A 24,757-nucleotide genomic window follows, 5' to 3' on the forward strand; every position below is an offset into this window, starting at 1 on the left:
CTTACTTGATTTGTAAGACCTTGTTTATTTTTACATATTTGTATTATGGATGGAAAAACAAGAGCAACGATTAAACCAGGTATGTTGGTTAATATTATCCTAAAAAAAGATCAACGTTCGGGAGAGCTTACAGAAGGTATCGTAAAAGATTTATTGACTTCAGCCCCTTATCATCATAGAGGAATTAAAGTCCGTTTGATGGACGGTCAGATAGGTCGTGTGGCTGAGATTATTGAAGAAGACTTTTAATGGAGTTCTTCTGTTGTAAAAAAGGCTTCTATCCAGTAAGATAGAAGCCTTTTTTATACCTATTATCAGAGATTTATTGCTGTCTGCTTTTTTTCTCTGAAGCATGTGTACATCGTTGAATTAGATGATCGGGAATATCTTTTTTTGGAGATCGATCTTATAATTGCTTTTTAATGAATTGAAAAAGTCCTGATTGCTCGGATTATTTTGATATACGAGATAAGGAATTTCAATAATCTCCTCCTGAGTTTTGATTCTAAAATATCCAAACAACAATCCTTTTGTATTTTGAATAGACTCGATTTGTTGTACAGCTTGGACATCGCTAAGCAAATTAAAGCGATAGGTCTTCTCTGTTAGAGATTCAATCATGACATCTGCTGTTTGTTTATTATACCAAATTACCTGACTGGTTGTTTTCTTTAAATGATTTTTGAAGAGAAATAAGTAGCCCATCATATAGATTGAGATTGGCAGTAAGAACAGCAGTAGCTTGACTTTGATGATCAATGCAAGCATGATAATAAGTAAGACGCCACCTATACCCACATTTTTCATTACTTTTTGAGAAGTATCGGCGATGATGACTTTGGAAGTATCGATTTTTTGATAACCATTTTTTACAATAATAGCTGGACTATTACTGGCAGTAAATGATGCTGACAACTTTTTACTGATGTAGTATAATATAAATAAGATAAGTCCGGCTATTAAAATAATTTTGGTCATGACAACTATCGGTTAATATTGTTCGTTTTGATTGGGATAATCGACTGATTTTACATCAGCAACATATTGTCCAACTGCTCCAGTTATTTCTTGATAGAGCTGTGCATATTGCCTTAAGAATTTAGGTTTAAACCCATCTGTCAATCCAAGCATATCATTAACGACTAATACCTGTCCATCGCATTGATTTCCAGCACCTATACCAATCGTTGGTATGTTTAGCGAAGCACTTACTTCTGCGGCTAGTGCAGCAGGTATTTTTTCGAGTACAATGGCAAAGCAACCCGCTTCTTGTAGTGCTAAAGCATCAGCTTTTAATTTTTCAGCTTCGTTTTCTTTTTTAGCACGAACACCAAAATTTCCAAATTTATTGATTGCTTGAGGGGTTAATCCTAAATGACCACAGACAGGAATCCCTGCGTTTATAATTTTTTTAATGTTGTCAATGATTTCCAGGCCGCCTTCTAATTTCAGCGCATGTGCTCCAGATTCTTTCATTACACGTACCGCTGATAAATATGCTTGCTCAACACTACCCTGATATACGCCAAATGGAAGATCAACTAAAACCATAGCTCTGTTTGTACCACGTACCACAGAAGCAGCATGGTAGATCATATGATCTAAAGTAATGGGAAGCGTAGTTTCATAACCCGCAAATACGTTCGCCGCTGAATCTCCTACTAAAATGATGTCGATTCCGCCTTGGTCTAGTGCCCTAGCCATGGTGAAATCATAACCGGTTAACATCGCAATCTTTTCGTTACGCTGTTTCATCTCTTGTACTTGTACTGTTGTAATACGTTTTACTTCTTTATTTACAGACATTACTGATTTATTTTAATTTAATCAAAATTAGAGAAATTCGTTGAATTAAGGTCATTAATTATTGATTTTAACATGATAGTTTAGTAATTAGAAGACTAAATTGCTTTGATTTTACTATTTTTGTGCCATGAGAGAAAACGAAACTCGCTTATTTAAATTTCCGAAATTTTCCGATCTTATTGTTTTTGAAGATGATAATTTGATTGTTATCAATAAACCACCATTTATCGCTTCTTTGGACGAACGCGAAGGGGGGGAGATCAATATTTTACGCTTAGCAAAAAAATATTTTGCCGATGCACAAATTTGTCATCGACTGGACAAGGAAACTTCGGGATTGTTACTTATTGCTAAAAATCCGGAGACCTACCGTGCCGTCTCTATTGAATTTGAAAGACGTCGTGTCCATAAAGTATATCATGCTATTATCGCTGGAACACATACCTTTACAGATCTGAAGGTTGAATTACCGATTTTGAATCAGGGTAGTAAAAATGTATCTATAGATCGTGCCAAGGGAAAAGCTGCAACTACAATTTTTAATTCTATCCGTTATTTTAATCATTATACTTTAGTAGAATGTAAACCTATTACAGGTCGTATGCATCAAATACGTATTCACCTAGCGACTCAAAAAGCAGCTATTGTCGGTGATGATATGTATCATGGAAAGCCCATTTATTTATCACAGATAAAAAAAAGAGGATTCTCTTTATCTAAAAATGAAGAAGAGCAACCGATTATGAAACGCTTTGCGTTGCACTCTCGATATGTTGATTTTACGATTGACGGAAAGAAATTTGAATTTGAAGCTCCTTATCCAAAAGATTTCGCCACATTGCTTAAGCAGTTAGAAAAGTTTGATTCCTAAATGTATCATTCATGAATCCAAAAACTAAAAAAATAGTATTCAATTCTATCTTTGTTGTCATCATTCTTTTATTGCTTTGGCCTACAAGTCGTGCATATTTTCAACAGGGATTGATGCGGATCGGTTTATTTAAGCCTTCTTTAGAAAAGCCTACAAAATCAGAGTCGGAAGCTTTTATCGCTACGGATCACAATATTTCTTTTAAGAATGATCAGGGAGAAATTGTTCAGATGGCTGATTTGAAAGGAAAAGTGGTATTCATCAACTTTTGGGCTACTTGGTGCCCACCTTGTATTGCCGAGATGCCATCTATTGCTACTTTATATGAACGATTAAAAGATAATAAAGATGTTGTTTTTCTTATTGTAGAGATTGAGGGTGAGTCTGAAAAGGCGAATACGTTTATGAAGGGTAAGCAATTGAATTTGCCAGTTTACTATCCCAATTCTGCAATTCCAAAAGAATGGTTAGGGGGTTCTATTCCAACGACATTGATCATCAATAAGAAAGGTGTTATTGAAACTAAACATGAAGGCTTAGCAGATTACTCTCGTAAAGAAGTATCTGATTTTATAATCGAATTAACAAAAAAATAGTACAGAATAACAAGTATGACAAGAGCAGAACTTATTCAACAGATCAAAATAAAAAAATCATTTCTTTGCGTTGGTTTAGATACAGATATCACTAAAATACCTGAACATCTTTTAGCTGAGGAGGATCCAATTTACGCGTTTAATAAAGCAATCATTGAGGCTACAGCAGATTTATGTGTTGCTTATAAGCCTAATATTGCATTTTACGAGAGCTATGGAATAAAAGGATGGCAATCCTTGCAGAAAACTTGGAAGGCACTTCCTAAAGATTGCCTAAGCATAGCGGATGCTAAGCGAGGTGATATTGGAAATACGTCGAAAATGTATGCACAAGCTTTTTTTGATGAGCAACAATCGGGTTTGGGTTTTGACTCGATCACTATTGCACCTTATATGGGAAAAGATTCTGTTACTCCATTTTTAGATTTTGATGGGAAATGGGCAATTGTACTTGCTTTAACATCTAATGAAGGAAGTTTGGATTTTCAGAATTTTCAAAACACTTCTGGATTGCAGTTGTTTGAACAAGTTATTGATAAGGTAAATACTTGGGGAACGATTGAAAATCTGATGTATGTCGTTGGGGCAACGCGTGGAGAAGGATTTATTAAAATTCGTGAGCATGCTCCTGATCATTTCTTATTAGTACCTGGTGTGGGTGCGCAAGGAGGATCGTTACAAGATGTGTGTCAATATGGAATGAATAAGGATTGTGGTCTTTTGGTCAATAGTACTCGAGGTATTATCTATGCATCAAAAGGTCTTGATTTTGCAGATAGGGCAAGAGAAGAAGCGCTTAAATTGCAACAAGAAATGGAAGTGGAATTGATTAACGCTGGAATTATCAGCTAGTTGATATAACTATAAGCTTAGAAAGCTCCATATCGAAAGATATGGAGCTTTCTTTGTTAGAGATTTTATATTTTGGGAAATTTTTGGTAAATAGAGTTAAAATCAGCCTCATCAAGTGTATGATGTTTGTAATTTTAAAATGGGACGTATGTGGTTTGTGAAACGAAAAAATAGTTGGATTCTTTTTGTATTGTTTATCTTGATATGCATTGCTATTCCGCTCTTTCATATTATGAAAACAAAGTGGAATGAAAATAACCATCATACCACGATACCTGTAGGTTATACGGACGATGCTAGTCAGTTGAATTTGACTAAAATAGACTCCATTATACCGGTTTCTGAAGATCCAGAAGAAATGATCAAGCAATTACGTGAAGTTATACACTATGCCAAAAAATATCATTTAAAGATTTCTATAGCTGGTGCTCGACACAGTATGGGTGGGCATACCATGTCTAAAGATGGTTTGGTACTTAATATGCTTCCTTATAAACATATGCATCTAGATACCGTGACCAATGTCCTCACTATTGGAGCAGGTGCTTTGTGGAGAGATGCGATACACTATTTAGACGGTTATAATAAATCAATAGCTGTCATGCAGGCATTTAGTTCATTCTCGATTGGTGGTTCAATAAGTGTAAATGGTCATGGCTGGCAAGCGAATTCGGGACCAATTGCTTCTAGTGTTATCTCTTTTACATTAATGAATGTTGAAGGACAAATCCTGACTTGTAGCCGAGATCAAAATACGGAATTGTTCCATCTGGTACTTGGAGGTTATGGATTATTTGGGATTGTGCTGGATGTTTCTTTGCAAGTTGTTGAGAATATTCCATTGACCTATCATTATCTACGATTGAGTCCTGAGCATTATGTGGAGTCTTATAAAAAGTTTGTTTTAGATAATCCTCGGATTAACATGGCGTTTGGCAGACTGAGAATTTCTGATAAATTTTTCTTAGAAGAGGCAACACTTACATTTTTTGAGAAAGGCAATGATAAAATAGAATTATTAAGGGAGCAGGCTGACAAAAAAATAGAATCAAGGCGTTTAGTTTTTAGGAGTAGCGTCAATAGTGAGTACGGGAAAAGACTGCGCTGGAATTTAGAAACTGGCTTGAATAATATATTAAAAAATCAAGTTTTTTCAAGGAATGATCTGTTGAATGATGATGTTTCACTTATTGAAAATAGGGATTCATTATCAACAGACCTTTTACAGGAATATTTTATTCCTGAGCGAAATTTCAACCATTTTATTGAGGGGATAAAACCAATTTTGAAACGGACATCAATTGATCTTTTAAATATCACCATACGTGCGGTAAATCGAGATCGCGATAGTTTCATGCATTATGCAAAAGAAGATGTGTTTGGGTTTGTATTCTTATTTAACCAGCGTAAAACAAAAGAACAGGAAGAGGAAATGAAAATATTAACAAATCAAATTTTCGATGAAGTAATCAAAAATGAAGGAACTTTTTACTTGCCTTATCGTTTACATATTGATCAGACCAAGATGAGAAAAGCTTACCCACAGGCAACTTCGTTTTTTGAACAAAAATTAAAATATGATCCAGATGAAATTTTTAGTAATAAATTTTATGAGCATTATAAATAGGGGGAGCTAATTTTAACTAAAATGGAAATTTAAGATCAAAAACGTAATTTTAAATAGTAAATTATCATTAAAGAATATTATAACTGATGAAAGTAATCAAATTACTGCTTTTAATAGGTCTAATGAGCATATGGCATGTTAGTGTTGCGCAGGAGAAAGAAAGTTTAGCTGTCCAAGTAAAAGAAGTTGGGGATGTGGTATTAGAACCAACAAGCTCTTCTAGTGATGACTTGTATCAAGTTGCATGGGATCTTTATAAGGCTGGGAAATATGAAGAAGCTTTAAAACTGATTAATAAGCTTATTGTTCAAGATCAAACAATAAGTGCTTACTATGAAGTGAAATGCTATATCTTAATTGGATTGAAAAGGAATGCAGATATTATTGCTACGGCGACTAAAGGAATAGCATTGGATCCTGAAAATCATTCTTTTTATGATATTCGTGGTAATACGTATTATTTTGATTTGAAACCGGAATTGGCGAGATCCGATTATCAGCGGGTGCTTCAGTTGGAGAAAAATAATGCGCGATATTACAATAATTATTTGAAGCTGTTGAATGAAATGCGCAAAGATGATGAGCTCATAAATGTATTTACGATTTTTGAAAATAATATAAAAAGAGGCGAAGAGATAGCTGAAGCACGATTTGTAGCTGATGTTTATTTTTATGGGTCTTTGGCCTTTCAACGTCAAAAAAATAATTTAAGAGCTATTGAACTTCTTGGTAAAGCGATTGAAAAGTCTCCAAAAGCAGCCATGTATTACAATAATAGAGGTTTGATTTATCAAGATATGGATAAGCTATTGTTGGCCAAGAAAGATTTGGATGAGGCTATTGAATTGGATAATACCAATCCGTTGTATTATGAGAATAGATATTCCATATTATTTGACTTGAAGAAATATCAGGACGCTCAAAATGATTTATTGAAAGTGATTAGTTTGGGTAATTCTGATTTGGATATTTATGCTTCGTTGGCATTGACTTACGATGTGCTAAACAATTATGCAAAGGCAGCTGAATATTATGATTTGGTCTTACAAAAAAGTCCAAAACAAAGCATGATACTTGGTAACTATGCTTATGCTTTATTCGAGCTCAATCAAATTCCTAAGTCGATCGAAATGTTTGAACGTGCGCTTGCTCTAGATCCTTCGGAAATTGATGCATTAGTGGGATTAGTGGTTTTATATCATCTTGATGGCAAAGAGGCTAAATCTAAAGAAATAATAACAGTGATTAAGATGAAAACTACTTACCCAGCCACAAAAAAATTATTAGATATTCTTGAGAAAGGAGATTACAGATTTACACCTAAATTTAAATTAGCCTGGGGAAAACTCCTCTTGTTATAATAGAACAGAGACCTATATACTTATAGGTTATAAAACTACAGAAATTAATTTCTATGCGTTGCATTTAATTAAAAGAGTTTATTTTTATTGGAATAAAATAATGGGTTCTTTTTATACTATATGGAGTATTTTGAGTCGATTTAAGTCAAATTTCCATTCTATAAATTCATATCAAATGTGTAACTTTGCGCCATGCCAGAAAAAATTATAATTCTTGACTTTGGTTCGCAATACACGCAATTGATCGCGCGTCGTGTAAGAGAACTTAACGTATATTGTGAAATTCATCCATTCAACAACTTACCTGAATTTGACGAGACTGTAAAAGGAGTCATCCTTTCAGGAAGTCCATATTCAGTGAGACAAGAGGATGCGCCTCAAATTGACTTTAATTCAATTCAAGAGCGTTTTCCTTTGCTAGGTGTTTGTTATGGAGCACAATATATCGCTCAAAAATCTGGAGGTGAAGTTTTGCCTTCGGAGATTCGTGAATACGGACGTGCAAATTTGCAATTTGTGAATGCTGAGAATGAATTATTAGCAGGTGTACCTGTTCAGTCTCAAGTATGGATGTCACATGGTGATACGATTAAAGAGGTTCCTTCAAATTTTGAAATTATTGCTAGTACGGATAAAGTTCGTGTGGCGGCTTATCATGTAGTAGGTACAAGAACGTATGGTATTCAATTTCACCCTGAAGTGACACACAGTACCGATGGTGTAGTTTTATTGAAAAACTTTGTTGTTGGAATTTGTGGATGTGCTCAAGAGTGGACTCCAGATGCTTTTGCTGAAACTAGTGTTGCTGCTTTGAAAGCTGAATTAGGTGAAGACCATGTAATATTGGCACTGTCAGGTGGGGTTGATTCTACTGTAGCTGCTGTATTGTTACATCAAGCAATTGGAAAAAACCTACACTGTATATTTGTGGATCACGGTTTGTTACGTAAAGGTGAGTTTGAGCAGGTATTGGATTCATACAAAAATATGGGTCTTAATATTAAAGGTATCAACGCGAAAGAATTATTCTTTGGTCGTTTAGCTGGAATTTCTGACCCGGAGCAAAAACGTAAAATCATTGGTAATTCTTTTATCGATGTATTTGATGAAGCTGCAAAAGAAATTCAAAAAGAATTACCTGAAGGTTTGGAAGCGAAATGGTTAGGTCAGGGTACTATATATCCAGATATTATTGAATCGGTATCGGTAAAAGGTCCTTCTGCAACTATTAAATCACATCATAATGTGGGGGGGTTGCCTGATTTCATGAAACTGAAAGTAGTAGAGCCTTTAAAAACTTTATTTAAGGATGAGGTCAGACGTGTTGGTAAAACATTAGGTGTAGATCCTGCAATCCTTGGAAGACACCCATTTCCGGGTCCAGGATTAGCGATACGTATATTAGGTGATATCACAGAAGATCGCGTTCGTATTGTTCAGGAAGCAGATGATATTTTTATCCGTAACTTGAAAGAAGCAGGATGGTATGATAAGGTTTGGCAAGCTGGCACGATTTTTCTTCCTGTTCGTTCTGTAGGTGTTATGGGTGATGAGCGTACTTATGAGCATGTTGTTAGTTTACGTGCTGTAGGTTCATTGGATGGCATGACTGCAGATTGGATTCACTTACCTTATGACTTGTTGGCTAAAATTTCAAATGAAATTATAAACCATGTTAAAGGAATTAATAGAGTTGTATATGATATCAGTTCAAAACCACCAGCGACGATTGAGTGGGAATAAAATAGTTCTTGCAGTAGCATTGGCTTTATGCCTTTCAAGCTGTACGACAAAAAAAATAGGCGTACTTCGCTCACCTTCTAGTAAAGGTGAGCAGGGTACTGCTTCTAATAATGGTGGAATAACGGCTGCTAAACAAGCGGAAGACGCCAAAAAACTCGAAGCTGCTAAATCGAGTGAAAGCCTTAAAAATCAAAAATCTATTGCTCTTCTTTTACCTTTTCAATTGAACCGTATCTCTGGTATGCGTCCTACAGCAGAGGATGTCAAAAGATCGGCTTTAGCATTGGATTTTTATCAAGGTTTTCAACTTGGATTAGAGGAACTCGGTGATCAGGGTAGTAAATTTAATTTACAGGTGATTGATTCTGAGGATGATAATTACAGGAATTCATCTTTGGCGACATCTAATGTTATCAAAAATGCAAGTTTGATTGTCGGACCTATTTATCCGAAAGAGATTAAAGCTTTTTCACAATCTTTTAAAGATAAAAATGTCTTACAAATTTCGCCTTTAGCGGCAACGTTAGCTTCTGAGTTTGCTATTCCTAATTTAGTATCTTTGACACCTTCTATTCGTGCTCACTCTGAAATCATGGCCAAGTATGTATCAAAGCAATATGCATATGGTGATATGGTATTGGTATACCATGTGCAAGATGCGGATAGCAAGCAGTTTTTAGACAATTTTGCTTCGGAAGCTCTTGGGTATAATAAAAGCTTGCAAATAAAGGTTGTCACTTCAATAGCGGAGTTAAATGATAATTTGGTTGTAGCAGGGACTAATCATATTATCTGCGGTACTACAAATAGAAACCAAATCCGAGCATTATTAGCCAACATGGATGTGCAAAGTAGTGAGTCCGGATACGCTTTTAAATTGTATGGCCATCCAAATTGGGCTAAACTTTCTTTTGAAGACTATACAAACATAGACCGTTATGAATTGACCGTTACCACTTCAACATTGGTAGATGAGGGGGCTGAAAAGACACGTAAATTCGATCAGAAATATAAAGCTAATTTTAAAATAGTACCATCTGATTTTTCTTATAAAGGGTATGATGCTGCTATCTATTTTGGTGGTCTGATAACTAAATATGGTGAAGACTATGTAAAGCATCTAGTAACAGAGACTTATTCTGGTATTAATAATGATTTTAGTTTTGATTATTTTCCTGAATGGGGATATGTGAATAGGGGAATACGATTTATGATATATCGTAATAATAATTTTGATAGGAAGTTATAGATGAGTGATTTTAGCGAAAAAAGAGTTCAGCAGCAAATTCGTAATTTTGAAAGAGCACTGGACGGTTATGAAGGGAATGAGCCGTTTGCACGTTATCTTACCACATTTTTCAAAATGAATAAACAAATGGGATCAAAGGACCGTAAATGGACTTCCCGGTTGTGTTATAATTATTTTCGATTAGGGAAAGGGGCGAAGCAGCTTTCTCAGCAAAAGAGGTTGATTATAGCAGAATATCTTTGTGAGACAGAGAGTCCATTTGTAGCTTTATTTGAACCTGAATGGAATATAGCAAGACCTCTTAAGGATAAATTATCTTTTTTAAAAGAGCAGGATTTGTTACAAGTTTCTGATGTTTTTCCTTTCAAAGATGACTTATCGATTGCGATAGATCAGGATGATTTTATTCATAGCCAATTTTTACAGCCCGATTTATTTATTCGCGTGAAGAGGGGTAAAGAAAAGTTTGTGAAAGCTATCTTTGAGTCCGAAGGAATAAGTTATCAATTTATTTCTGAACAGACGGTTGCTTTGCCAAATGGTACTTCATTGCAGCGGTTTAGAGATCTTGACGGCGTAATTGAGGTACAAGATTTATCCTCACAGCGTACTCTTGACTTTATGGATGCTTCTCCAAAAGAAAACTGGTGGGATGCTTGTGCTGCTTCGGGTGGTAAAGCACTATTGTTTCTTGATAAACATCCTAATACCAATTTGTTAGTTTCAGATGTCCGCATGAGTATTTTGCGTAACTTGGATGAACGTTTTGAACGTGCGGGAATAAAAGATTATCGTAAGAAAATAGTGGATCTAACAAAGGATACTACTCCGATCTTGGGTGCAGAGCTATTTGATGGAATTATTTTGGATGCTCCTTGTACGGGTTCTGGTACCTGGGGACGTAGTCCTGAGAATATCAATTATTTTAATGCAAGGAAAATCAATGAATTTGCTTCATTGCAAAAGGAAATTGCAAAGAATGTATCTCAGCACCTTAAAGTGGGCAAACCATTAATATACATTACGTGCTCTGTTTTTGGAAAGGAAAATGAAGAGGTTATTGCATACATTCAAAAAGAATTAGGCTATGCGCTTGAATCATATCAAGTCTTAAAAGGTTATTATGAAAAGGCTGATAGCATGTTTGTCGCCCGGTTAATAAAATTATAATCTGTTATTTTCTATAAGAAATTCATAGCCATTTGCGTCAAGCAAATGGCTATTGTTTTTCTTAAATATGGTGATGTCTTTTAAATAGATAACTATAAGCTTTCAAACGTGTTTACTAAAATGGTACTTCAATTGAGCGCTTTTTAAGACTTCTAAATTTTATAATGACGTGAATAAGTTACTGTTTTTGCAGTAGTTGAAAATAAGATTTGTTATGGGACAGGACTGATGAGCTAACAAGTTATACCAGTAGACAGATGCTGTTTATTTAGTATTGCCTACTGGTATAGATACCGTTTTATTCGCACTTGCTGGGTACCACTAGTACCGGGCATGTTGCTTTTCGAATGACTGCTTCAGAAACGGAACCAGATATAAAATGATCAAAACCAGTTCGCCCATTAGAACCCATGACGATAAGATCTGCTGACCATTCATGTGAAGTGGCAAGTATTTCTTCTTTTACAGATCCAATTCTATTGAATAGGAAAACCTCACTGGCACCTTCAAATTCTTGTCCAAGTTCTTCTAGATATTTTTGTGCATTTTGCTGCTCTATTTCTGATACCTCTGGTATAATAATAGGCTGCTGTCCTAATAGGGGATCAGCTCCGTAGCTTGCTGGTGAAGTGGGAGAGGTGACGGTCACTAATGCAACTGAAGTTTCAAATTTCTTTACCATCTCTTTAGCATATGCTATGGCTTTATGTGAACAGGGTTCATCGTCCACAGCGACTAATATTCTAGTTATTTTTACGACATTGGTATCCATGGTTGTGATATTAAAGTTTATTTTCGTATTATATATATTAATTTATATATATTAATAACCTGAATATACACATTTTTGTTTTTATAAATATGGAATTTGGAATATGTAATTTGACAATCGTCCCTCTTCGTGCAGAAGGTGCACATCGGAGCGAAATGATTTCGCAACTATTATTTGGTGAGACTTTTGAAATTATTACGAAATCAAAAGATTGGACTAAAATCAGTACTACAGCTGATGGTTATATGGGTTGGATACAAAATGGTCAATTTTTAACAGTAGACAGTCAATTATATCAGCACTATCAATCTTTATCTATAACACGTGTCGGATTTGAGGGAGGCTTTCTTAGACATCGTGATTATGCTATTCAGCTTTTACATGGAACTCATGTTAGAACATCTTTTGCTTATTTTGATGCGGATAATATACAAGAGTTTGTTGGCCAGGAATTGCGATACAGCGCAGTAGATTTTAAGGAACAGGTCTCATTATTAGCAAAGCGCTATTGGGATGTACCTTATCTATGGGGTGGTCGTTCTAAGTTTGGAATTGATTGTTCTGGTTTTTCACAGTTGATCTATCAGTCATTTGGGGTTTCGTTGCCTCGTGATGCTTATCAGCAGGTTGAATTAGGAGATACGGTTGACTTTTTGTCAGAGATTGAGGTTGGTGATTTGGCCTTTTTTGATAATGAGGAAGGTCGGATCAATCATGTCGGTATAATGTTAGATTCTGAAACGATCATTCATGCCTCCGCGCGTGTACGTATTGACCGCATGGATCTGGAAGGTATCTTTAATCAGGAATTAAATCGCTATACCCACAAATTACGTATTGTCAAACGGTATATATAAAAAAGCAAGGGTCGGTTTATTAAACCGACCCTTGCTTTTTTATACTCTATGAGATTAGAATTTGAAAGTTAAACCAAATTTAGCAGTATCAAAAAAGTTATTGAAGCTATTGATGTTAGCATTAAATTCATTTGAAGATTTTGCACCATCAACATCAACTTTTTTGCTGTTGAATGACAATAAGTTTGTTAGACCAAAGTTGATCGCGATTTTTTCAGTAACAAAGTAGTTAACACCTAATCCAGCTCCGGCACCAAATCCTTTTGTTTTAGCGATATCTGTTGTTGTTGTACCATTATTGATTTCACCACCGAATTGGTTGTAACCAGCTGACAATTGTGCATAAGTTTTGAAACGTGGGCTTAAATCTAAGAAGTAGTAACGACCATAAGCACCAATTCCAAAATTGTTGTTTTTAACATAAGTATCTTCAGTTGCTGAATAATCCGTGTTTTTTGAATTACCAATATTGAAATCTAAACCAACTGCAACTTTATCTGATACGAAATAACCAACAGAAGGATTGAAGTTAAATGTACTTGTTTTTTTCTCTGTTTCTTTGTTATTCGTTGTATTTGCTGATAAATTACCTTCCACAATAAAATCAGTTTTTTTGAAACCAAATTCTTGAGCTTGAGATGCAAAAGTTAAACCAGCTACTGCTGTTAATGTAAGTAATAATTTTTTCATTTTTTTAAAAGTTTGTTTTTTAACGTCTAGCCAAACCTTTTGACTATTTGATTGATAATATCAATATGGATACCAATCGCACTTTTAAATGTCATGAAAATGTATTAAGAAATTATGCGAATCGTAATTTAAACACTATCAGAGATTTAAAAATTGACATTATGGAAAAATAAATCTTCTAAATTTTTCAGTTTGATATTCATCTAACTTTTTGTGAAAAAATGTCAGTTTGTATGATGACATAAAAAAAGACCATATGTCAGTGCTGACATATGGTCTTATATGTGTTGATACTATTTATTATTTAATCGAAATATTCTTTGATACGTTCAAAGAAAGATTTTTCAGATTTACCTGGTTGAGGTTTGAAATTTGGAGATTCTTTCAATTTCTCTAAGATTTCTTTTTCATCAGAAGATACCGCTTTTGGAGTCCAAATATTAACATAAATAAGTTGATCTCCTTTATGATAAGAATTGACTTCAGGAATACCTTTTCCTTTAAGTCTTAAAATTTTACCAGCTTGTGTTCCTGGGTCAATCTTAATTTTTGCTTTACCATCAATGGTAGGCACTTCAACACTGGTTCCTAATGTAGCATCTACGAAGTTGATATAAAGGTCATAAATGACATTTAGACCATCTCTTTTCAAGGCTTCATGTGGAATTTCTTCAACTAGAATGATAAGATCTCCAGCAATTCCACCACGAGGTGCAGCATTACCTTTTCCGCTCATTGATAATTGCATTCCTTCACTTACACCAGCAGGAATATTGATAGCAATAGTTTCTTCTCCTCTTTCTAATCCTTCACCTTTACATGTTGTACATTTAGCAGTAATCTCTACACCTTCTCCGTTACAAGTAGGGCAGGTGCTAGTTGTTTGCATTTGACCTAAAATCGTATTGGTGACACGTCTAACCGATCCAGAACCGCCACAAGTATTACAAGTATGGAAAGATGATTTATCTTTTGCTCCACTACCATCACAAGTATGACAGTTTACCTGTTTATTTACTTTTACTTTTTTCTCAACGCCTTTAGCAATTTCTTCCAGCGTTAACTTTACTTTAATGCGAAGATTTGTACCTCGAGCAACACGGCGACCACCTCTTGAGCCCCCGCCGCCGCCACCGAAGAAACTTTCGAAAGGATGACCACCTCCACCAAATATATCTCCAAATTGGCTAAATATGTCATCCATATTCATACCACCACCATAACCGCCACCTGAAGCAGAGTTACCCGCATGACCAAACTGATCATAGCGTTGTTTTTTCTGAGGGTTGCTTAATACATCATATGCTTCTGCAGCCTCTTTAAATTTTTCTTCAGCTTCATGATCACCTGGATTTTTATCTGGGTGATACTTTACGGCTAGTTTACGATAGGCAGATTTGATTTCTTTTTCATCTGCACCACGAGCTACACCTAATATATCGTAATAATCTCTTTTTGACATCTTTTTTATCTTATTGACCTATAATTACCTTTGCATGACGGATTACTTTATCATTTAAATAGTAACCTTTTTCAATAACATCAATAACTTTATTTTTTAAATCAGGGGTAGGAGAGGGAATTGCTGTAATTGCTTCCTGTAAATCTGCATCAAATTCCTTACCTAATACATCCATTTCTTTTAAACCTTGTTGCTCCAAAGTTTGTCTAAATTTATTATTGACGATATCTATACCTGTTTTGATTGATTCGACATCTGTAGCTGTTTCCATTGCTTTTAAAGCTCTGTCAAAATCATCTACCGTTGATAATAATTTTGTGATGACATCTTTTCCTGCAGATTGAATCAATTCAACACGTTCTTTACTTGTACGTTTTCTGTAGTTGTCAAATTCTGCTGATAAACGGATATATTTATCTTTTGATTCTGCTAATTCAGCACTTAATTTTTCCTCAACAGATAGTTCAATGGTTTCTTCTTGATTTTCCGTTGTATTATCCTCAATAGGATCTTGAATCGTCTCGTTATTATTCTCTTGTTCGCTCATTTCTTCTAAATTCTATGTTGGAAACTAATGTTCTTTCTTTAAAATTTAAATACAGTCAAAGTTGTTGCCAAAACAAAAAAATCCGACAGCTTGTCAGTAAGCCAAGAATTGGACTAACAAAATGTCGGACGATAAGGTTTTCTGTCAGTTTTGACAGTTATATTTCTACTTGATCTAGGAGTACACCATCAGCTGTTTTTATAATACGTGCTGGCATATTACGAATGATTTGGTAATCGTGAGTTGCCATTAATATAGCCGTTCCTGAAGATGCAATATCACGTAAAAGCAACACAATTTCTTCTGAAGTAGCTGGATCTAGATTTCCTGTTGGCTCATCGGCCAATATAATTTCTGGATTGTTCAATAAAGCACGAGCAATAACAATACGTTGTTGCTCACCTCCTGAAAGTTCATGTGGCATTTTTTTCAATTTTGAACGCAAACCTACTTTTTCTAAAACATCAAGCATGCGATGCTCAATTTGTGTTTTATCTTTCCAACCTGTTGCTCGTAGTGCGAATTCTAAATTTTTCTCTACAGAACGATCTGATAATAAGTGGAAATCTTGAAAAACGATTCCGAGTTTACGTCTTAAATAAGGAACATCGTTTTCATGCAGTTTTTTAAGATCAAATCCTGCAATTAATCCTTCTCCATTGCCAATATATAAATCGCCATAAATGATTTTAAGTAAACTACTTTTACCACTCCCTGATTGACCAATGAGGTAAAGGAATTCGCCTTTATTAATATTCAAATTTACATTTGATAGGACCAAATGTTTTTGTTGATAGATATCGACGTTTTTTAATGTGATTACTGTATTTTCAGACATTGAACTATAATTCTAATTTTTTTATTTGTCCAAATGGTAAGTCCTTTACCATTTGCATAATATACTCTGACTTATCTCCAAGACCAATTTTGTCCAACGATTTGTCAGGGCGATCTACCCTAAAATATGCTAAAAGAGTGAAAGAATCATCTCTTAATTGCACATAATCCGGGATTTTGGCTACTCCTTTTACTTTGATTATATACATCTACTTACAAAGTTAGTTCTTTTTATTTCAAAAACCCTTCCACGAATATAAGGCTATGCTTATTGGTTTGCAAATAAAAAATCGAGTGTATTGACTCCATCAGCATAATCATCCAACGCAGGAACTTGACTTGCCCCAAATCCAAAAGTAGGTGTTTTGATCGCCAATGGCATCTCTGATGTCACACATTGTAGACGATCTGCTATAATATCCAAATATTGGGCTAAATCATTTACATTTTCGTATTCATCGAAGTAAATAACGGCTAATGGAGATGCTATTTTGTCATCTTTTTTTAATAATAGAAATCCATTATCGTAATGTTTGTCAGCATTGATGAGGTAAATGGATTTATTATAATCGTAATTGTTGTTGTATTTGAAATGTGTGTTTACATATTCAAATGATGCAATTCCTTCATAAAAATGGCTGATATCGTAGTCTTTAGGAACAAATACTTTTGATACAGATCGACATCCTAAACCGAAATAGTCAAAGATATCATGCCCCAAAGCTTTCAGCTGATCAGGTGACTCGTTGCCGGTTATTACAGCAACACTATTTCTGTTTTTTCTAATGATATTTGGTTTTTTTCCAAAGTAATGTTCAAAATATCGGGAAGAATTATCGGAACCTGTGGCAATGACTAAATCGAAATGGGTTAAGCGTTCGACTACTTCAACTTTATCCTTAAATCTCGGCTCCACTTCAATCAATTTTTGGATGACATAAGTGGTTAAGTATGCATCGTCAGATGAAACTTTTACACTGGCTTTAAAGCCTGCAGCTAGTACACATAAAAGATCATGGAAACCTACTAATGGTATATTGCCTGCTAATACAAGACCTACAACTTGATTACTTTCAATATCTGGATAGGGTGCCATCCAATTCTCGAGTTGCTCAATTTTTAAATTCGCTTTCCAAGAAGCAAAAGCCTTAGTTACATGTTCTGCAGTGTACCATGCATTTTTATGATGAGCAGAAGTGATTAATTCTTGTAGCTCTGTGTTATCCGCATGGAATAAGTTCGCAAGTTTTGCAAAACCTTCTAATCGTTGTTTCTTTGTCAAAATGTGAAAATTAATAAACATGTATACACAAATTTGTTTTATATTTGTGTTGTCAACATACAATCAGCAAACCAAATTACTATATTTTAAACGTGTAAAATGATTTGATTGTATAAATGACATTACAAAAATAGTTTTTTATCATAATTTTGAGGTTATAAATGGCGATTAAAATTACAGACGAGTGTATTAACTGTGGTGCTTGCGAACCGGAGTGCCCAAATAATGCAATATATGACGCTGGAGTGAGTTGGAAATTCTCAGATGGAACGGCATTAGATGGAGTAATCGATTTTGGAGATGGGGTGACGTTAGATGCTAGCGATTCTCAAGCTGCAGTGTCAGATGAAGTATATTACATTGTTTCAGACAAATGTACAGAGTGTGTTGGTTTTCATGATGAGCCACAATGTGCAGCAGTATGTCCAGTAGACTGTTGTGTCGACGATGAAGAAGTTCGTGAATCACAGGAAGAGTTATTAGCGAAAAAAGCTTGGCTACATGCTGAATAAAAGTGTCGCTTTTAAAATAATATTTCGGAAAAGGTAGAATATTCAAATGTTCTACCTTTTTTTATGACCATATCTTTGCATTTAGTTTGAATTTATGATCATAGAGCTATATTAATATTTGTGAAAGCCTAGTATTTTTTTATTTTTGTACTTTACCTTTATAATAGTGTGCCGATGTATAAATCAAAAATGGGGCTAATTACCCTTGTTTCGGTAACGATTGCAGCAATTATTGCAATATGTTACGAATTTAGTTGGGTCAATTTTTCTCCATCATTTTTAATGGCAGTAAGATGGATTGTTGCTACTGTGTTAATAGCGAATGCTTTGGTTCGTAAAAATCTGACTACTTGGATTTTGACTTGTATGATCTTAGGTATTTTTGTGGGTTTGGATTTTCCTAATATTGCTATTTCTTTACAACCTTTGAGTAAGGGCTTTATCAAGCTGGTTAAGACAATTGTAGGTCCAATTTTATTTGCTACTTTAGTATATGGTATAGCTGGTCATTCTGATTTGAAACAAGTCGGTCGGATGGCATGGAAATCTATGTTATATTTTTTCTGTGCAACAACTTGTGCTATCTTTATTGGACTTGGTGCTATCAATTTAACAAAAGCAGGTGTTGGAGTAGATGTGGCACATATGCCACATGAAGAATTGCCGAAAACACAGATCAGCAATGATGCTGATATTTTAGCTTCATTGCCCGAGCATGTTCACCCTGTATACAAGTTTACTGCTTTTTTCAGAGATCTTTTTCCGGAGAATATTGTCAAAGCAGTGTATGATAATCAGGTACTTCAGATCGTTGTATTCTCAGTTTTATTTGGAATTGGTCTAGCGATGGTTGACGAAAAGAAAAGAAAACCTTTAGTCGATTTTACTGAAAGTTTGTCTGAGACCATGTTTAAGTTTACGAATTTGATCATGTATTTTGCACCTGTTGGGGTTGGTGCCGCTATGGCCTTTACAGTTGGTCATCTTGGTGTGGATATTCTGAAAAATCTATTTATGCTCTTAGCAACGCTATATTTGGCATTAATTGGTTTTATGTGTTTCGTTTTATTGCCAGTTGCATTATATTTAAAAATTCCGGTATTACGATTTATCAATGCTATAAAAGAACCTGTCTCCATCGCTTTTGCAACGACAAGTTCTGATGCTGCTTTGCCAAAGGCTATGTCGGCCATGGAAAAATTTGGTGTGCCACGTAAGATCGTATCTTTTGTTATACCGACAGGATATAGTTTTAATTTGGATGGAACCTCATTGTATTTATCATTGGCGGCTATATTTGTGGCTCAGGCGGCTGGAATACATTTAACATTTGGAGAGCAATTGATGATTGCTTTTACGTTGATGATCACTTCCAAAGGAGTTGCTGCTGTACCTCGTGCTTCATTGATTATTTTAATAGCTACAGCAGATCAGTTTGGTTTACCAACATTTGTGATTGCCGCAATTTTGGGAATAGATGAATTGATGGATATGGCGAGAACTTCTGTAAATGTGATTGGTAACTGTCTTGCAACAGTTGTTGTAGCCAAGTGGGAAGGAGAATTTGACGAGGAAGCTCCATATCGAGATGATCATGAACAACCGGAGTTAGAAAGTTAATAAAAAAATAGGTTTTATCATAAAAAGGGTCTTACAAGATGATGTAAGACCCTTTTTTATGACAAAAGATCACCATCTACATAATACCATATTCCTTCGGTTTGTTTAAAACGGGATATCTCATGATGAATCTGTAGATTCAGTTGAGCATCAAGATAGTGCGCTTCAAACTCTACTGTATTCGTGTTTGTCCTCAAGATCTGCAGCTGCAACCATTTCGACTCCTCTGCCCATTTTCGGATTTCTTTTTTATTTTGAAAACTACGTGTCGCCACATAAAAGCTTTTGTATAAAAAATCAATATTTTGAACAACGAAAGCGCTGTACCTTGCACGCATTAATTGTTCGGCAGTTTTTGCTTCCTTTTGGTCAATATGGACTTTCTTGCAGCAGTTCTCATAAGGAAGGGAGTGGCCACAATAGCAAGTTGTATGTTGTGTTGTCAATAGAAGTTGATTTAGATGTTTAGCAAAAGTAAATAATGATTCGTTCTTTTTGTTTTTTATGTAAATAAATTTTAATCTGATAAATTACTATATATCTGTATAGTCGTATACAATGTTATGTAAAATTTATTTTTAATAAACTGATAGTGAGGTTGTTTTTATATTTTTAACAAATATTAACATCTTTTCGTTAATCTTCTTTTGAGTCCTAGAGTCCTACTTATAAATAATTTGAAAAACATAAAATAATGGGAGGAGCAGGTATGAAAAAATTAGTTTACTTAACGGTATTAGTTGGCGGTTTGTTTTTTGTAAAGCCTGCTGCAGCACAAGTTAATGTCAGTATTAACATCGGCAATCAACCTTCTTGGGGACCGGTAGGATATGATTATGTTCGTTATTATTACATTCCGGAAATTAATGTCTACTACGATGTGATCAACCGAAGATATACGCATTTTCATGGACGAAGATGGGTCACCAGCAGAAGTTTGCCCGCAAGATACCGCAACTTCAATTTTTATAACACGTATAAAGTAGTGGTCAATGATAGAGACCCCTGGAGACATCACGATCGTTATAGAAGAGACTACGGACATTATGCAAATCGTAGAAATCAGGTCAGCATAAGAGATTATAGAGGCGGGCATGATCGTCCTCGTCATCATGCCGGATATGATAATCATCGTGTTGAACGCCGCAATGATCATCGAGGAAATCGACCAGATCATCGAAAATCGGAAAAAAGAAATGATAAAAGGAACCATGATCGCCGCTCGGATAGGGGTGAGGGGCATGGCAGAAGATAAAGGTTAATTTTTAGTGTGTTTATTAGAAAAAGAGGAAATGGAAGTTTCCTCTTTTTCTGTTAATCTAATGAGTTAAATAGGATATGCTGTTTCACTTTTGGTTTCAGATAAGACGAAATAGGTTTGTACTGTATTGACATGGGGAAGGACCGCGAGTCTATATCTTAAAAATTCATGATAAGCTTGCATATCTTTAGTGGCTATTCGAAGCATAAAGTCATAAGATCCCGCCATTTGATAGCATTCCATGACTTCTGGAAATTTTGCTACTTCTTTTTCAAATTCATTCAAAACTTCTGCGGTGTGTGCTTTTAGGAATACTTGAGAGAATGATATCAGACCCATATTAACTTTTTGCCGGTCAAGAATCGCAACTGTTTTTTTGATATAACCCTGCTGTTTTAATTTTTTGACCCGTTCATAAATTGCAGCAATGGATTTATGTAAGCGAAATGCGAGCTCTTTATTACTTAAGGTTGCGTCATGCTGTAATATTCTTAATAATTTGATATCTGTATCATCCAGCTGCATATGTGTTTTTTATTGATATTAGTAAAATGAGAATATGTATTTTGTTTTTTTTATTAAATATATCAAATTTTCAATAAAATTTATTGACTTTAATAGTATGTATTGAATATTATTTTGTTTTAAACCAATTTTGGTAATTATATAGAAGATGTATGTATCATCTCTATGTGATTTAAGTAATATAGATCATGGTTAACGATTTGATGTTTAGTAAGTGTTTATCTCCAGAACTTGATAGTAGATTTAAACATTTATGGTGTTTAGTTGGCAATACGCCAATGTTGGAGTTGCAATACACGTATAAAGGTAGGGCGGGAAAGATTTACGTGAAATGTGAAAACTATAATTTAACAGGAAGTATAAAGGATCGTATGGCATTATATATTATGTATAAAGCGTATATGAATTGTCAAATTCAGCCTGAAGATGTCATTATTGAAGCTACTAGTGGTAATACAGGTATTTCTTTTTCAGCAATTGGTAAAGCTTTAGGACATCAAGTAAAGATCATAATGCCTAATTGGTTGAGCAAAGAGCGAATTGACATCATCAAAAGTATGGGGGCAGATATACAATTGGTCAGTAAAGAAGAAGGTGGTTTTTTGGGCAGTATCCAGTTGAGTGAGGAATTGGCTAAAAAAGGTGGTGTATTCTTACCTAGACAATTTGAAAATCAATTTAATGCCGAAGCACATCAATTGACGACAGGTCGAGAGATTGGTATTCAGTTGGCATCAAAAAGTTTAGTGGCTGATGCTTTTGTAGCTGGTGTAGGCACCGGTGGGACCGTAATGGGGGTGGGACGTCATCTACGTACCCTAAATCCTCATGTCAAAATCCATCCATTGGAGCCTGCTGAGAGTCCTACTATGTCAACTGGACATAAAGTCGGGTCGCACCGTATTCAAGGTATCTCTGATGAATTTATTCCAGCTATTGTGAAATTGGATGAGTTGGATGAGATTATTGCGGCTTCAGACGGTGATTCTATTATTATGGCTCAAAAACTTGCTCAAGAGTTGGGTTTAGCAGTAGGAATTTCTTCTGGAGCAAATGTCATAGGGGCAATTAAATTGAAACAAAAGTTAGGGGATGATGCCGTGGTGGTGACCTTATTGTGTGATGATAATAAAAAATATTTAAGTACAGATTTAGTTAAAGAACAACCGATTCGTGATGGTTACGTATCTACAGATCTTAATTTTACAGGATTTCAACCCATTAGTCGATTAGAGAAATCTCTTTTTAGAGCAGAAATGGTCTAAAGTTTTGTTCTTAATTGATTTGTATTCAGGGTTGATTTTATATTATAAAATGATCTGATGCAATTGTATATATGCTATTGCATCAGATTTTAACCAATTACAATTTGTCGCTAGACATTATTATTTAGTTATTTATGAAAAGTTTAATCGTAAAATTATTGCTTCTAATAGCTTTTTATCCGGTTTTAGCTCAAGCTCAGCAACCTGATACTTTATTAAAAATGGATGAATTAGAATTTGTAGACGGAGGTGTTCCTGAAGTAGAGGCGGAAACTGTAGTCGCTGATTCAGCACCGTATGTTCAGAAAACTGAAGCTGTTGTGATCAATAATGAGGCTAAAGGTGGTGACTCTCTTGTTGGGATATTTTTAGCTGGATTTATTGGCGGTTTTGCAGCATTACTCATGCCATGTATATTTCCGATGTTACCACTAACGGTAAGCTTTTTTACGAAAGGAAATCAAAATCGTTCAAAGTCTTTTATTCGGGCTTTATTTTATGGAGTTTCTATCATTGTGATATATGTGATCCTTGGGTTAGCGGTTACGATCATCTTCGGTTCTGATGCGCTTAATGCTTTATCTACGAATGGTATCTTTAATTTCTTTTTCTTCTTGATGCTTATTGCTTTTGGTGCATCTTTCTTAGGAGCGTTTGAAATCAGTCTTCCGAGTTCTTGGGTAAACAAGATGGATGCTAAATCGGATGAAGGAGGATGGGTAGGTATATTTTTTATGGCTGCCACATTAGCTTTAGTATCATTTTCATGTACAGGACCTATTATTGGTACTTTATTGGTGCAAGCTGCGACTAGCGGTGCGTTGTTAGGACCTGCCGTAGGGATGTTTGGCTTTTCGTTAGCTTTAGCTATCCCATTTGCATTATTTGCCTTATTTCCAAGTGCGATGAAAGCGATGCCAAAATCTGGAGGTTGGTTGAATAGTGTGAAAGTTGTATTGGGATTTTTAGAATTAGCTTTTGCTCTTAAATTTCTTTCTAATATTGATTTAGCATACCATTGGAATTGGTTTGATCGTGAAATTTTCTTGTCCTTGTGGATTGTTATATTTGGTCTAATGGGTCTTTATTTACTTGGGAAGATTAAATTTGCGCATGATAGTAGTTTACCTTATTTATCTGTTTTACGCACTTTTTTTGCGATCATCGTTTTGTCATTTACAGTCTATATGATTCCGGGCTTGTGGGGAGCCCCGTTGAAGTCAATATCTGCTTTTTTACCGCCACAAAGTACACAGGACTTTGATTTGAATCAATCTTCAAATAGTACATCGACACTTCCAAATGATCTATCTAACCGTAAGTATGCAGATCTATTTCATGCACCTCTTGGTCTTAATGTGTTCTTTGATTACGAAGAGGGGATGGAATATGCCAAAGCTCAAAAGAAAATGGTGATGCTTGATTTTACTGGGCATGCCTGTGTTAATTGTCGGAAAATGGAAGCTAATGTTTGGACAGATTCGCATGTTCGTTCTTTTTTAACGAGTAATGTCGTTATTATACAACTTTATGTGGATGATCGTACAGAATTGGCTATCGCAGACCAACAAAAATCAAGTGCTGGTAAGTTATTAAAAACAATAGGAAGTAAATGGAGTTACCTGCAATCTAGTCAGTTTGAATCGAACTCACAACCTTTTTATGTATTAATGAACTCAACTAATCGTCAGGTTTTGGTGAAGCCTAAAGGAGCTGATTATGATCCTATTACTTATTTAGCTTATTTAAATGAGGGTTTGGAGGTCTTTGTGAAATCAAATTAGCTTTGAATAACTAATCTGATAAAAAATGTTTTTATTCTTGACGAAAAAAGGTTTCATAAAATTGGATT

Annotated in this window: 26 protein-coding genes; 15 read left to right on the top strand and 11 right to left on the bottom strand. The window is 35.0% G+C overall.

Annotated features, from left to right (window positions below; genetic code table 11):
• Positions 1–45: 45 nt before the first annotated feature.
• Positions 46–249 carry a YwbE family protein gene (locus tag C8N37_RS02740; RefSeq protein ID WP_108157436.1) on the top strand — a complete coding sequence of 68 codons (204 nt, stop codon included), beginning with the start codon at positions 46–48 and terminating at the stop codon, positions 247–249.
• Positions 250–369: 120 nt separating this feature from the next.
• On the opposite strand, the gene C8N37_RS02745 is transcribed toward C8N37_RS02740, so the two are convergent.
• Both C8N37_RS02745 and panB read right to left on the bottom strand, forming a co-directional pair.
• Complete coding sequence (locus tag C8N37_RS02745; RefSeq protein WP_108157437.1) at positions 370–978, bottom strand: hypothetical protein; 609 nt, start codon at positions 976–978, stop codon at positions 370–372.
• A gap of 12 nt (positions 979–990) precedes the next feature.
• On the bottom strand, positions 991–1,806 hold the full coding sequence (gene panB / locus C8N37_RS02750) for a 3-methyl-2-oxobutanoate hydroxymethyltransferase (RefSeq protein WP_108157438.1): 816 nt from the start codon (positions 1,804–1,806) through the stop codon (positions 991–993).
• 127 nt (positions 1,807–1,933) lie between these two features.
• Here panB and C8N37_RS02755 point away from each other — a divergent pair, with 127 nt between their 5' ends.
• From C8N37_RS02755 to C8N37_RS02790, 8 genes are all read left to right on the top strand, one after another.
• Positions 1,934–2,677 carry an RluA family pseudouridine synthase gene (locus C8N37_RS02755; protein WP_108157439.1) on the top strand — a complete coding sequence of 248 codons (744 nt, stop codon included), beginning with the start codon at positions 1,934–1,936 and terminating at the stop codon, positions 2,675–2,677.
• A gap of 11 nt (positions 2,678–2,688) precedes the next feature.
• Complete coding sequence (locus tag C8N37_RS02760; RefSeq protein ID WP_108157440.1) at positions 2,689–3,273, top strand: TlpA family protein disulfide reductase; 585 nt, start codon at positions 2,689–2,691, stop codon at positions 3,271–3,273.
• Positions 3,274–3,288: 15 nt separating this feature from the next.
• Positions 3,289–4,125, top strand: coding sequence for an orotidine-5'-phosphate decarboxylase (gene pyrF, locus C8N37_RS02765; protein ID WP_108157441.1), 837 nt, complete (start codon positions 3,289–3,291; stop codon positions 4,123–4,125).
• A 148-nt stretch (positions 4,126–4,273) separates the two neighbouring features.
• Positions 4,274–5,752 carry an FAD-binding oxidoreductase gene (locus tag C8N37_RS02770; RefSeq protein ID WP_108157771.1) on the top strand — a complete coding sequence of 493 codons (1,479 nt, stop codon included), beginning with the start codon at positions 4,274–4,276 and terminating at the stop codon, positions 5,750–5,752.
• An 86-nt stretch (positions 5,753–5,838) separates the two neighbouring features.
• Entirely contained in the window at positions 5,839–7,113 is a 1,275-nt protein-coding gene (locus tag C8N37_RS02775; RefSeq protein WP_108157442.1) for a tetratricopeptide repeat protein, read from the top strand.
• Between the two features lie 192 nt (positions 7,114–7,305).
• Positions 7,306–8,856 (top strand): glutamine-hydrolyzing GMP synthase, encoded by a 1,551-nt coding sequence (guaA, locus tag C8N37_RS02780; RefSeq protein WP_108157443.1) that lies wholly within the window; start codon positions 7,306–7,308, stop codon positions 8,854–8,856.
• Positions 8,813–10,105, top strand: coding sequence for an ABC transporter substrate-binding protein (locus C8N37_RS02785; protein ID WP_170114456.1), 1,293 nt, complete (start codon positions 8,813–8,815; stop codon positions 10,103–10,105). The genes guaA and C8N37_RS02785 overlap by 44 nt, the downstream gene beginning before the upstream one ends.
• Positions 10,106–11,275: an RsmB/NOP family class I SAM-dependent RNA methyltransferase gene (locus C8N37_RS02790; RefSeq protein ID WP_108157445.1), complete on the top strand. Its 1,170-nt coding sequence runs from the start codon at positions 10,106–10,108 to the stop codon at positions 11,273–11,275. It abuts the gene before it with no gap.
• 298 nt (positions 11,276–11,573) lie between these two features.
• Here the strand turns inward: C8N37_RS02790 and C8N37_RS02795 are convergent, their stop codons facing one another.
• Entirely contained in the window at positions 11,574–12,047 is a 474-nt protein-coding gene (locus C8N37_RS02795) for a universal stress protein (RefSeq protein ID WP_108157446.1), read from the bottom strand.
• Between the two features lie 89 nt (positions 12,048–12,136).
• Between C8N37_RS02795 and C8N37_RS02800 the strand changes: the two genes are divergently transcribed.
• Complete coding sequence (locus tag C8N37_RS02800; RefSeq protein WP_108157447.1) at positions 12,137–12,904, top strand: C40 family peptidase; 768 nt, start codon at positions 12,137–12,139, stop codon at positions 12,902–12,904.
• Positions 12,905–12,958: 54 nt separating this feature from the next.
• Here C8N37_RS02800 and C8N37_RS02805 read toward each other — a convergent pair whose 3' ends face one another.
• From C8N37_RS02805 to C8N37_RS02830, 6 genes are all read right to left on the bottom strand, one after another.
• Positions 12,959–13,594 (bottom strand): outer membrane beta-barrel protein, encoded by a 636-nt coding sequence (locus C8N37_RS02805; RefSeq protein ID WP_108157448.1) that lies wholly within the window; start codon positions 13,592–13,594, stop codon positions 12,959–12,961.
• Between the two features lie 304 nt (positions 13,595–13,898).
• A complete protein-coding gene (gene dnaJ / locus C8N37_RS02810; RefSeq protein WP_108157449.1) occupies positions 13,899–15,056 on the bottom strand; it encodes a molecular chaperone DnaJ in 1,158 nt (385 codons plus the stop codon).
• A gap of 10 nt (positions 15,057–15,066) precedes the next feature.
• Positions 15,067–15,603: a nucleotide exchange factor GrpE gene (locus C8N37_RS02815; RefSeq protein ID WP_108157450.1), complete on the bottom strand. Its 537-nt coding sequence runs from the start codon at positions 15,601–15,603 to the stop codon at positions 15,067–15,069.
• 157 nt (positions 15,604–15,760) lie between these two features.
• Positions 15,761–16,441, bottom strand: coding sequence for a cell division ATP-binding protein FtsE (locus C8N37_RS02820; protein WP_108157451.1), 681 nt, complete (start codon positions 16,439–16,441; stop codon positions 15,761–15,763).
• Positions 16,442–16,445: 4 nt separating this feature from the next.
• Positions 16,446–16,649, bottom strand: a complete 204-nt coding sequence (locus tag C8N37_RS02825) for a hypothetical protein (RefSeq protein WP_045752692.1) — start codon at positions 16,647–16,649, stop codon at positions 16,446–16,448.
• Positions 16,650–16,708: 59 nt separating this feature from the next.
• Positions 16,709–17,722 carry an acyl-CoA reductase gene (locus C8N37_RS02830; RefSeq protein WP_108157772.1) on the bottom strand — a complete coding sequence of 338 codons (1,014 nt, stop codon included), beginning with the start codon at positions 17,720–17,722 and terminating at the stop codon, positions 16,709–16,711.
• 161 nt (positions 17,723–17,883) lie between these two features.
• Here C8N37_RS02830 and C8N37_RS02835 point away from each other — a divergent pair, with 161 nt between their 5' ends.
• On the top strand, positions 17,884–18,234 hold the full coding sequence (locus C8N37_RS02835) for a 4Fe-4S dicluster domain-containing protein (RefSeq protein ID WP_108157452.1): 351 nt from the start codon (positions 17,884–17,886) through the stop codon (positions 18,232–18,234).
• Between the two features lie 174 nt (positions 18,235–18,408).
• Entirely contained in the window at positions 18,409–19,854 is a 1,446-nt protein-coding gene (locus tag C8N37_RS02840; RefSeq protein ID WP_108157453.1) for a dicarboxylate/amino acid:cation symporter, read from the top strand.
• Positions 19,855–19,910: 56 nt separating this feature from the next.
• Here C8N37_RS02840 and C8N37_RS02845 read toward each other — a convergent pair whose 3' ends face one another.
• Entirely contained in the window at positions 19,911–20,300 is a 390-nt protein-coding gene (locus C8N37_RS02845; RefSeq protein WP_108157454.1) for a YchJ family protein, read from the bottom strand.
• 263 nt (positions 20,301–20,563) lie between these two features.
• Between C8N37_RS02845 and C8N37_RS02850 the strand changes: the two genes are divergently transcribed.
• On the top strand, positions 20,564–21,109 hold the full coding sequence (locus tag C8N37_RS02850) for a hypothetical protein (protein WP_108157773.1): 546 nt from the start codon (positions 20,564–20,566) through the stop codon (positions 21,107–21,109).
• A 72-nt stretch (positions 21,110–21,181) separates the two neighbouring features.
• Here C8N37_RS02850 and C8N37_RS02855 read toward each other — a convergent pair whose 3' ends face one another.
• Positions 21,182–21,640, bottom strand: a complete 459-nt coding sequence (locus C8N37_RS02855; protein WP_108157455.1) for an Lrp/AsnC family transcriptional regulator — start codon at positions 21,638–21,640, stop codon at positions 21,182–21,184.
• A 188-nt stretch (positions 21,641–21,828) separates the two neighbouring features.
• On the opposite strand from C8N37_RS02855, the gene C8N37_RS02860 reads away from it, so the two are divergent.
• Both C8N37_RS02860 and C8N37_RS02865 read left to right on the top strand, forming a co-directional pair.
• The gene (locus tag C8N37_RS02860; RefSeq protein ID WP_186812854.1) at positions 21,829–22,905 is read left to right on the top strand and encodes a PLP-dependent cysteine synthase family protein; all 1,077 of its coding nucleotides are present in this window, start codon (positions 21,829–21,831) and stop codon (positions 22,903–22,905) included.
• Positions 22,906–23,039: 134 nt separating this feature from the next.
• Positions 23,040–24,689, top strand: coding sequence for a protein-disulfide reductase DsbD family protein (locus tag C8N37_RS02865; protein ID WP_108157456.1), 1,650 nt, complete (start codon positions 23,040–23,042; stop codon positions 24,687–24,689).
• Positions 24,690–24,757 lie beyond the last annotated feature (68 nt).

This window comes from Sphingobacterium faecium (genome assembly GCF_003054045.1).
Taxonomy (GTDB): domain Bacteria; phylum Bacteroidota; class Bacteroidia; order Sphingobacteriales; family Sphingobacteriaceae; genus Sphingobacterium; species Sphingobacterium faecium.

Bases quoted from the DNA above. Each gene is read 5' to 3' on its own strand.
- dnaJ (WP_108157449.1), bottom strand. From the start codon at position 15,056: ATGTCAAAAAGAGATTATTACGATATATTAGGTGTAGCTCGTGGTGCA.
- C8N37_RS02855 (WP_108157455.1), bottom strand. From the start codon at position 21,640: ATGCAGCTGGATGATACAGATATCAAATTATTAAGAATATTACAGCAT.
- C8N37_RS02820 (WP_108157451.1), bottom strand. From the start codon at position 16,441: ATGTCTGAAAATACAGTAATCACATTAAAAAACGTCGATATCTATCAA.
- C8N37_RS02790 (WP_108157445.1), top strand. From the start codon at position 10,106: ATGAGTGATTTTAGCGAAAAAAGAGTTCAGCAGCAAATTCGTAATTTT.
- C8N37_RS02805 (WP_108157448.1), bottom strand. From the start codon at position 13,594: ATGAAAAAATTATTACTTACATTAACAGCAGTAGCTGGTTTAACTTTT.
- C8N37_RS02760 (WP_108157440.1), top strand. From the start codon at position 2,689: ATGAATCCAAAAACTAAAAAAATAGTATTCAATTCTATCTTTGTTGTC.
- C8N37_RS02795 (WP_108157446.1), bottom strand. From the start codon at position 12,047: ATGGATACCAATGTCGTAAAAATAACTAGAATATTAGTCGCTGTGGAC.
- guaA (WP_108157443.1), top strand. From the start codon at position 7,306: ATGCCAGAAAAAATTATAATTCTTGACTTTGGTTCGCAATACACGCAA.
- C8N37_RS02840 (WP_108157453.1), top strand. From the start codon at position 18,409: ATGTATAAATCAAAAATGGGGCTAATTACCCTTGTTTCGGTAACGATT.
- C8N37_RS02745 (WP_108157437.1), bottom strand. From the start codon at position 978: ATGACCAAAATTATTTTAATAGCCGGACTTATCTTATTTATATTATAC.
- C8N37_RS02775 (WP_108157442.1), top strand. From the start codon at position 5,839: ATGAAAGTAATCAAATTACTGCTTTTAATAGGTCTAATGAGCATATGG.
- C8N37_RS02755 (WP_108157439.1), top strand. From the start codon at position 1,934: ATGAGAGAAAACGAAACTCGCTTATTTAAATTTCCGAAATTTTCCGAT.
- C8N37_RS02860 (WP_186812854.1), top strand. From the start codon at position 21,829: ATGGTTAACGATTTGATGTTTAGTAAGTGTTTATCTCCAGAACTTGAT.
- C8N37_RS02800 (WP_108157447.1), top strand. From the start codon at position 12,137: ATGGAATTTGGAATATGTAATTTGACAATCGTCCCTCTTCGTGCAGAA.
- C8N37_RS02785 (WP_170114456.1), top strand. From the start codon at position 8,813: ATGATATCAGTTCAAAACCACCAGCGACGATTGAGTGGGAATAAAATA.
- C8N37_RS02850 (WP_108157773.1), top strand. From the start codon at position 20,564: ATGAAAAAATTAGTTTACTTAACGGTATTAGTTGGCGGTTTGTTTTTT.
- C8N37_RS02835 (WP_108157452.1), top strand. From the start codon at position 17,884: ATGGCGATTAAAATTACAGACGAGTGTATTAACTGTGGTGCTTGCGAA.
- C8N37_RS02825 (WP_045752692.1), bottom strand. From the start codon at position 16,649: ATGTATATAATCAAAGTAAAAGGAGTAGCCAAAATCCCGGATTATGTG.
- C8N37_RS02865 (WP_108157456.1), top strand. From the start codon at position 23,040: ATGAAAAGTTTAATCGTAAAATTATTGCTTCTAATAGCTTTTTATCCG.
- C8N37_RS02815 (WP_108157450.1), bottom strand. From the start codon at position 15,603: ATGAGCGAACAAGAGAATAATAACGAGACGATTCAAGATCCTATTGAG.
- pyrF (WP_108157441.1), top strand. From the start codon at position 3,289: ATGACAAGAGCAGAACTTATTCAACAGATCAAAATAAAAAAATCATTT.
- C8N37_RS02770 (WP_108157771.1), top strand. From the start codon at position 4,274: ATGTGGTTTGTGAAACGAAAAAATAGTTGGATTCTTTTTGTATTGTTT.
- panB (WP_108157438.1), bottom strand. From the start codon at position 1,806: ATGTCTGTAAATAAAGAAGTAAAACGTATTACAACAGTACAAGTACAA.
- C8N37_RS02740 (WP_108157436.1), top strand. From the start codon at position 46: ATGGATGGAAAAACAAGAGCAACGATTAAACCAGGTATGTTGGTTAAT.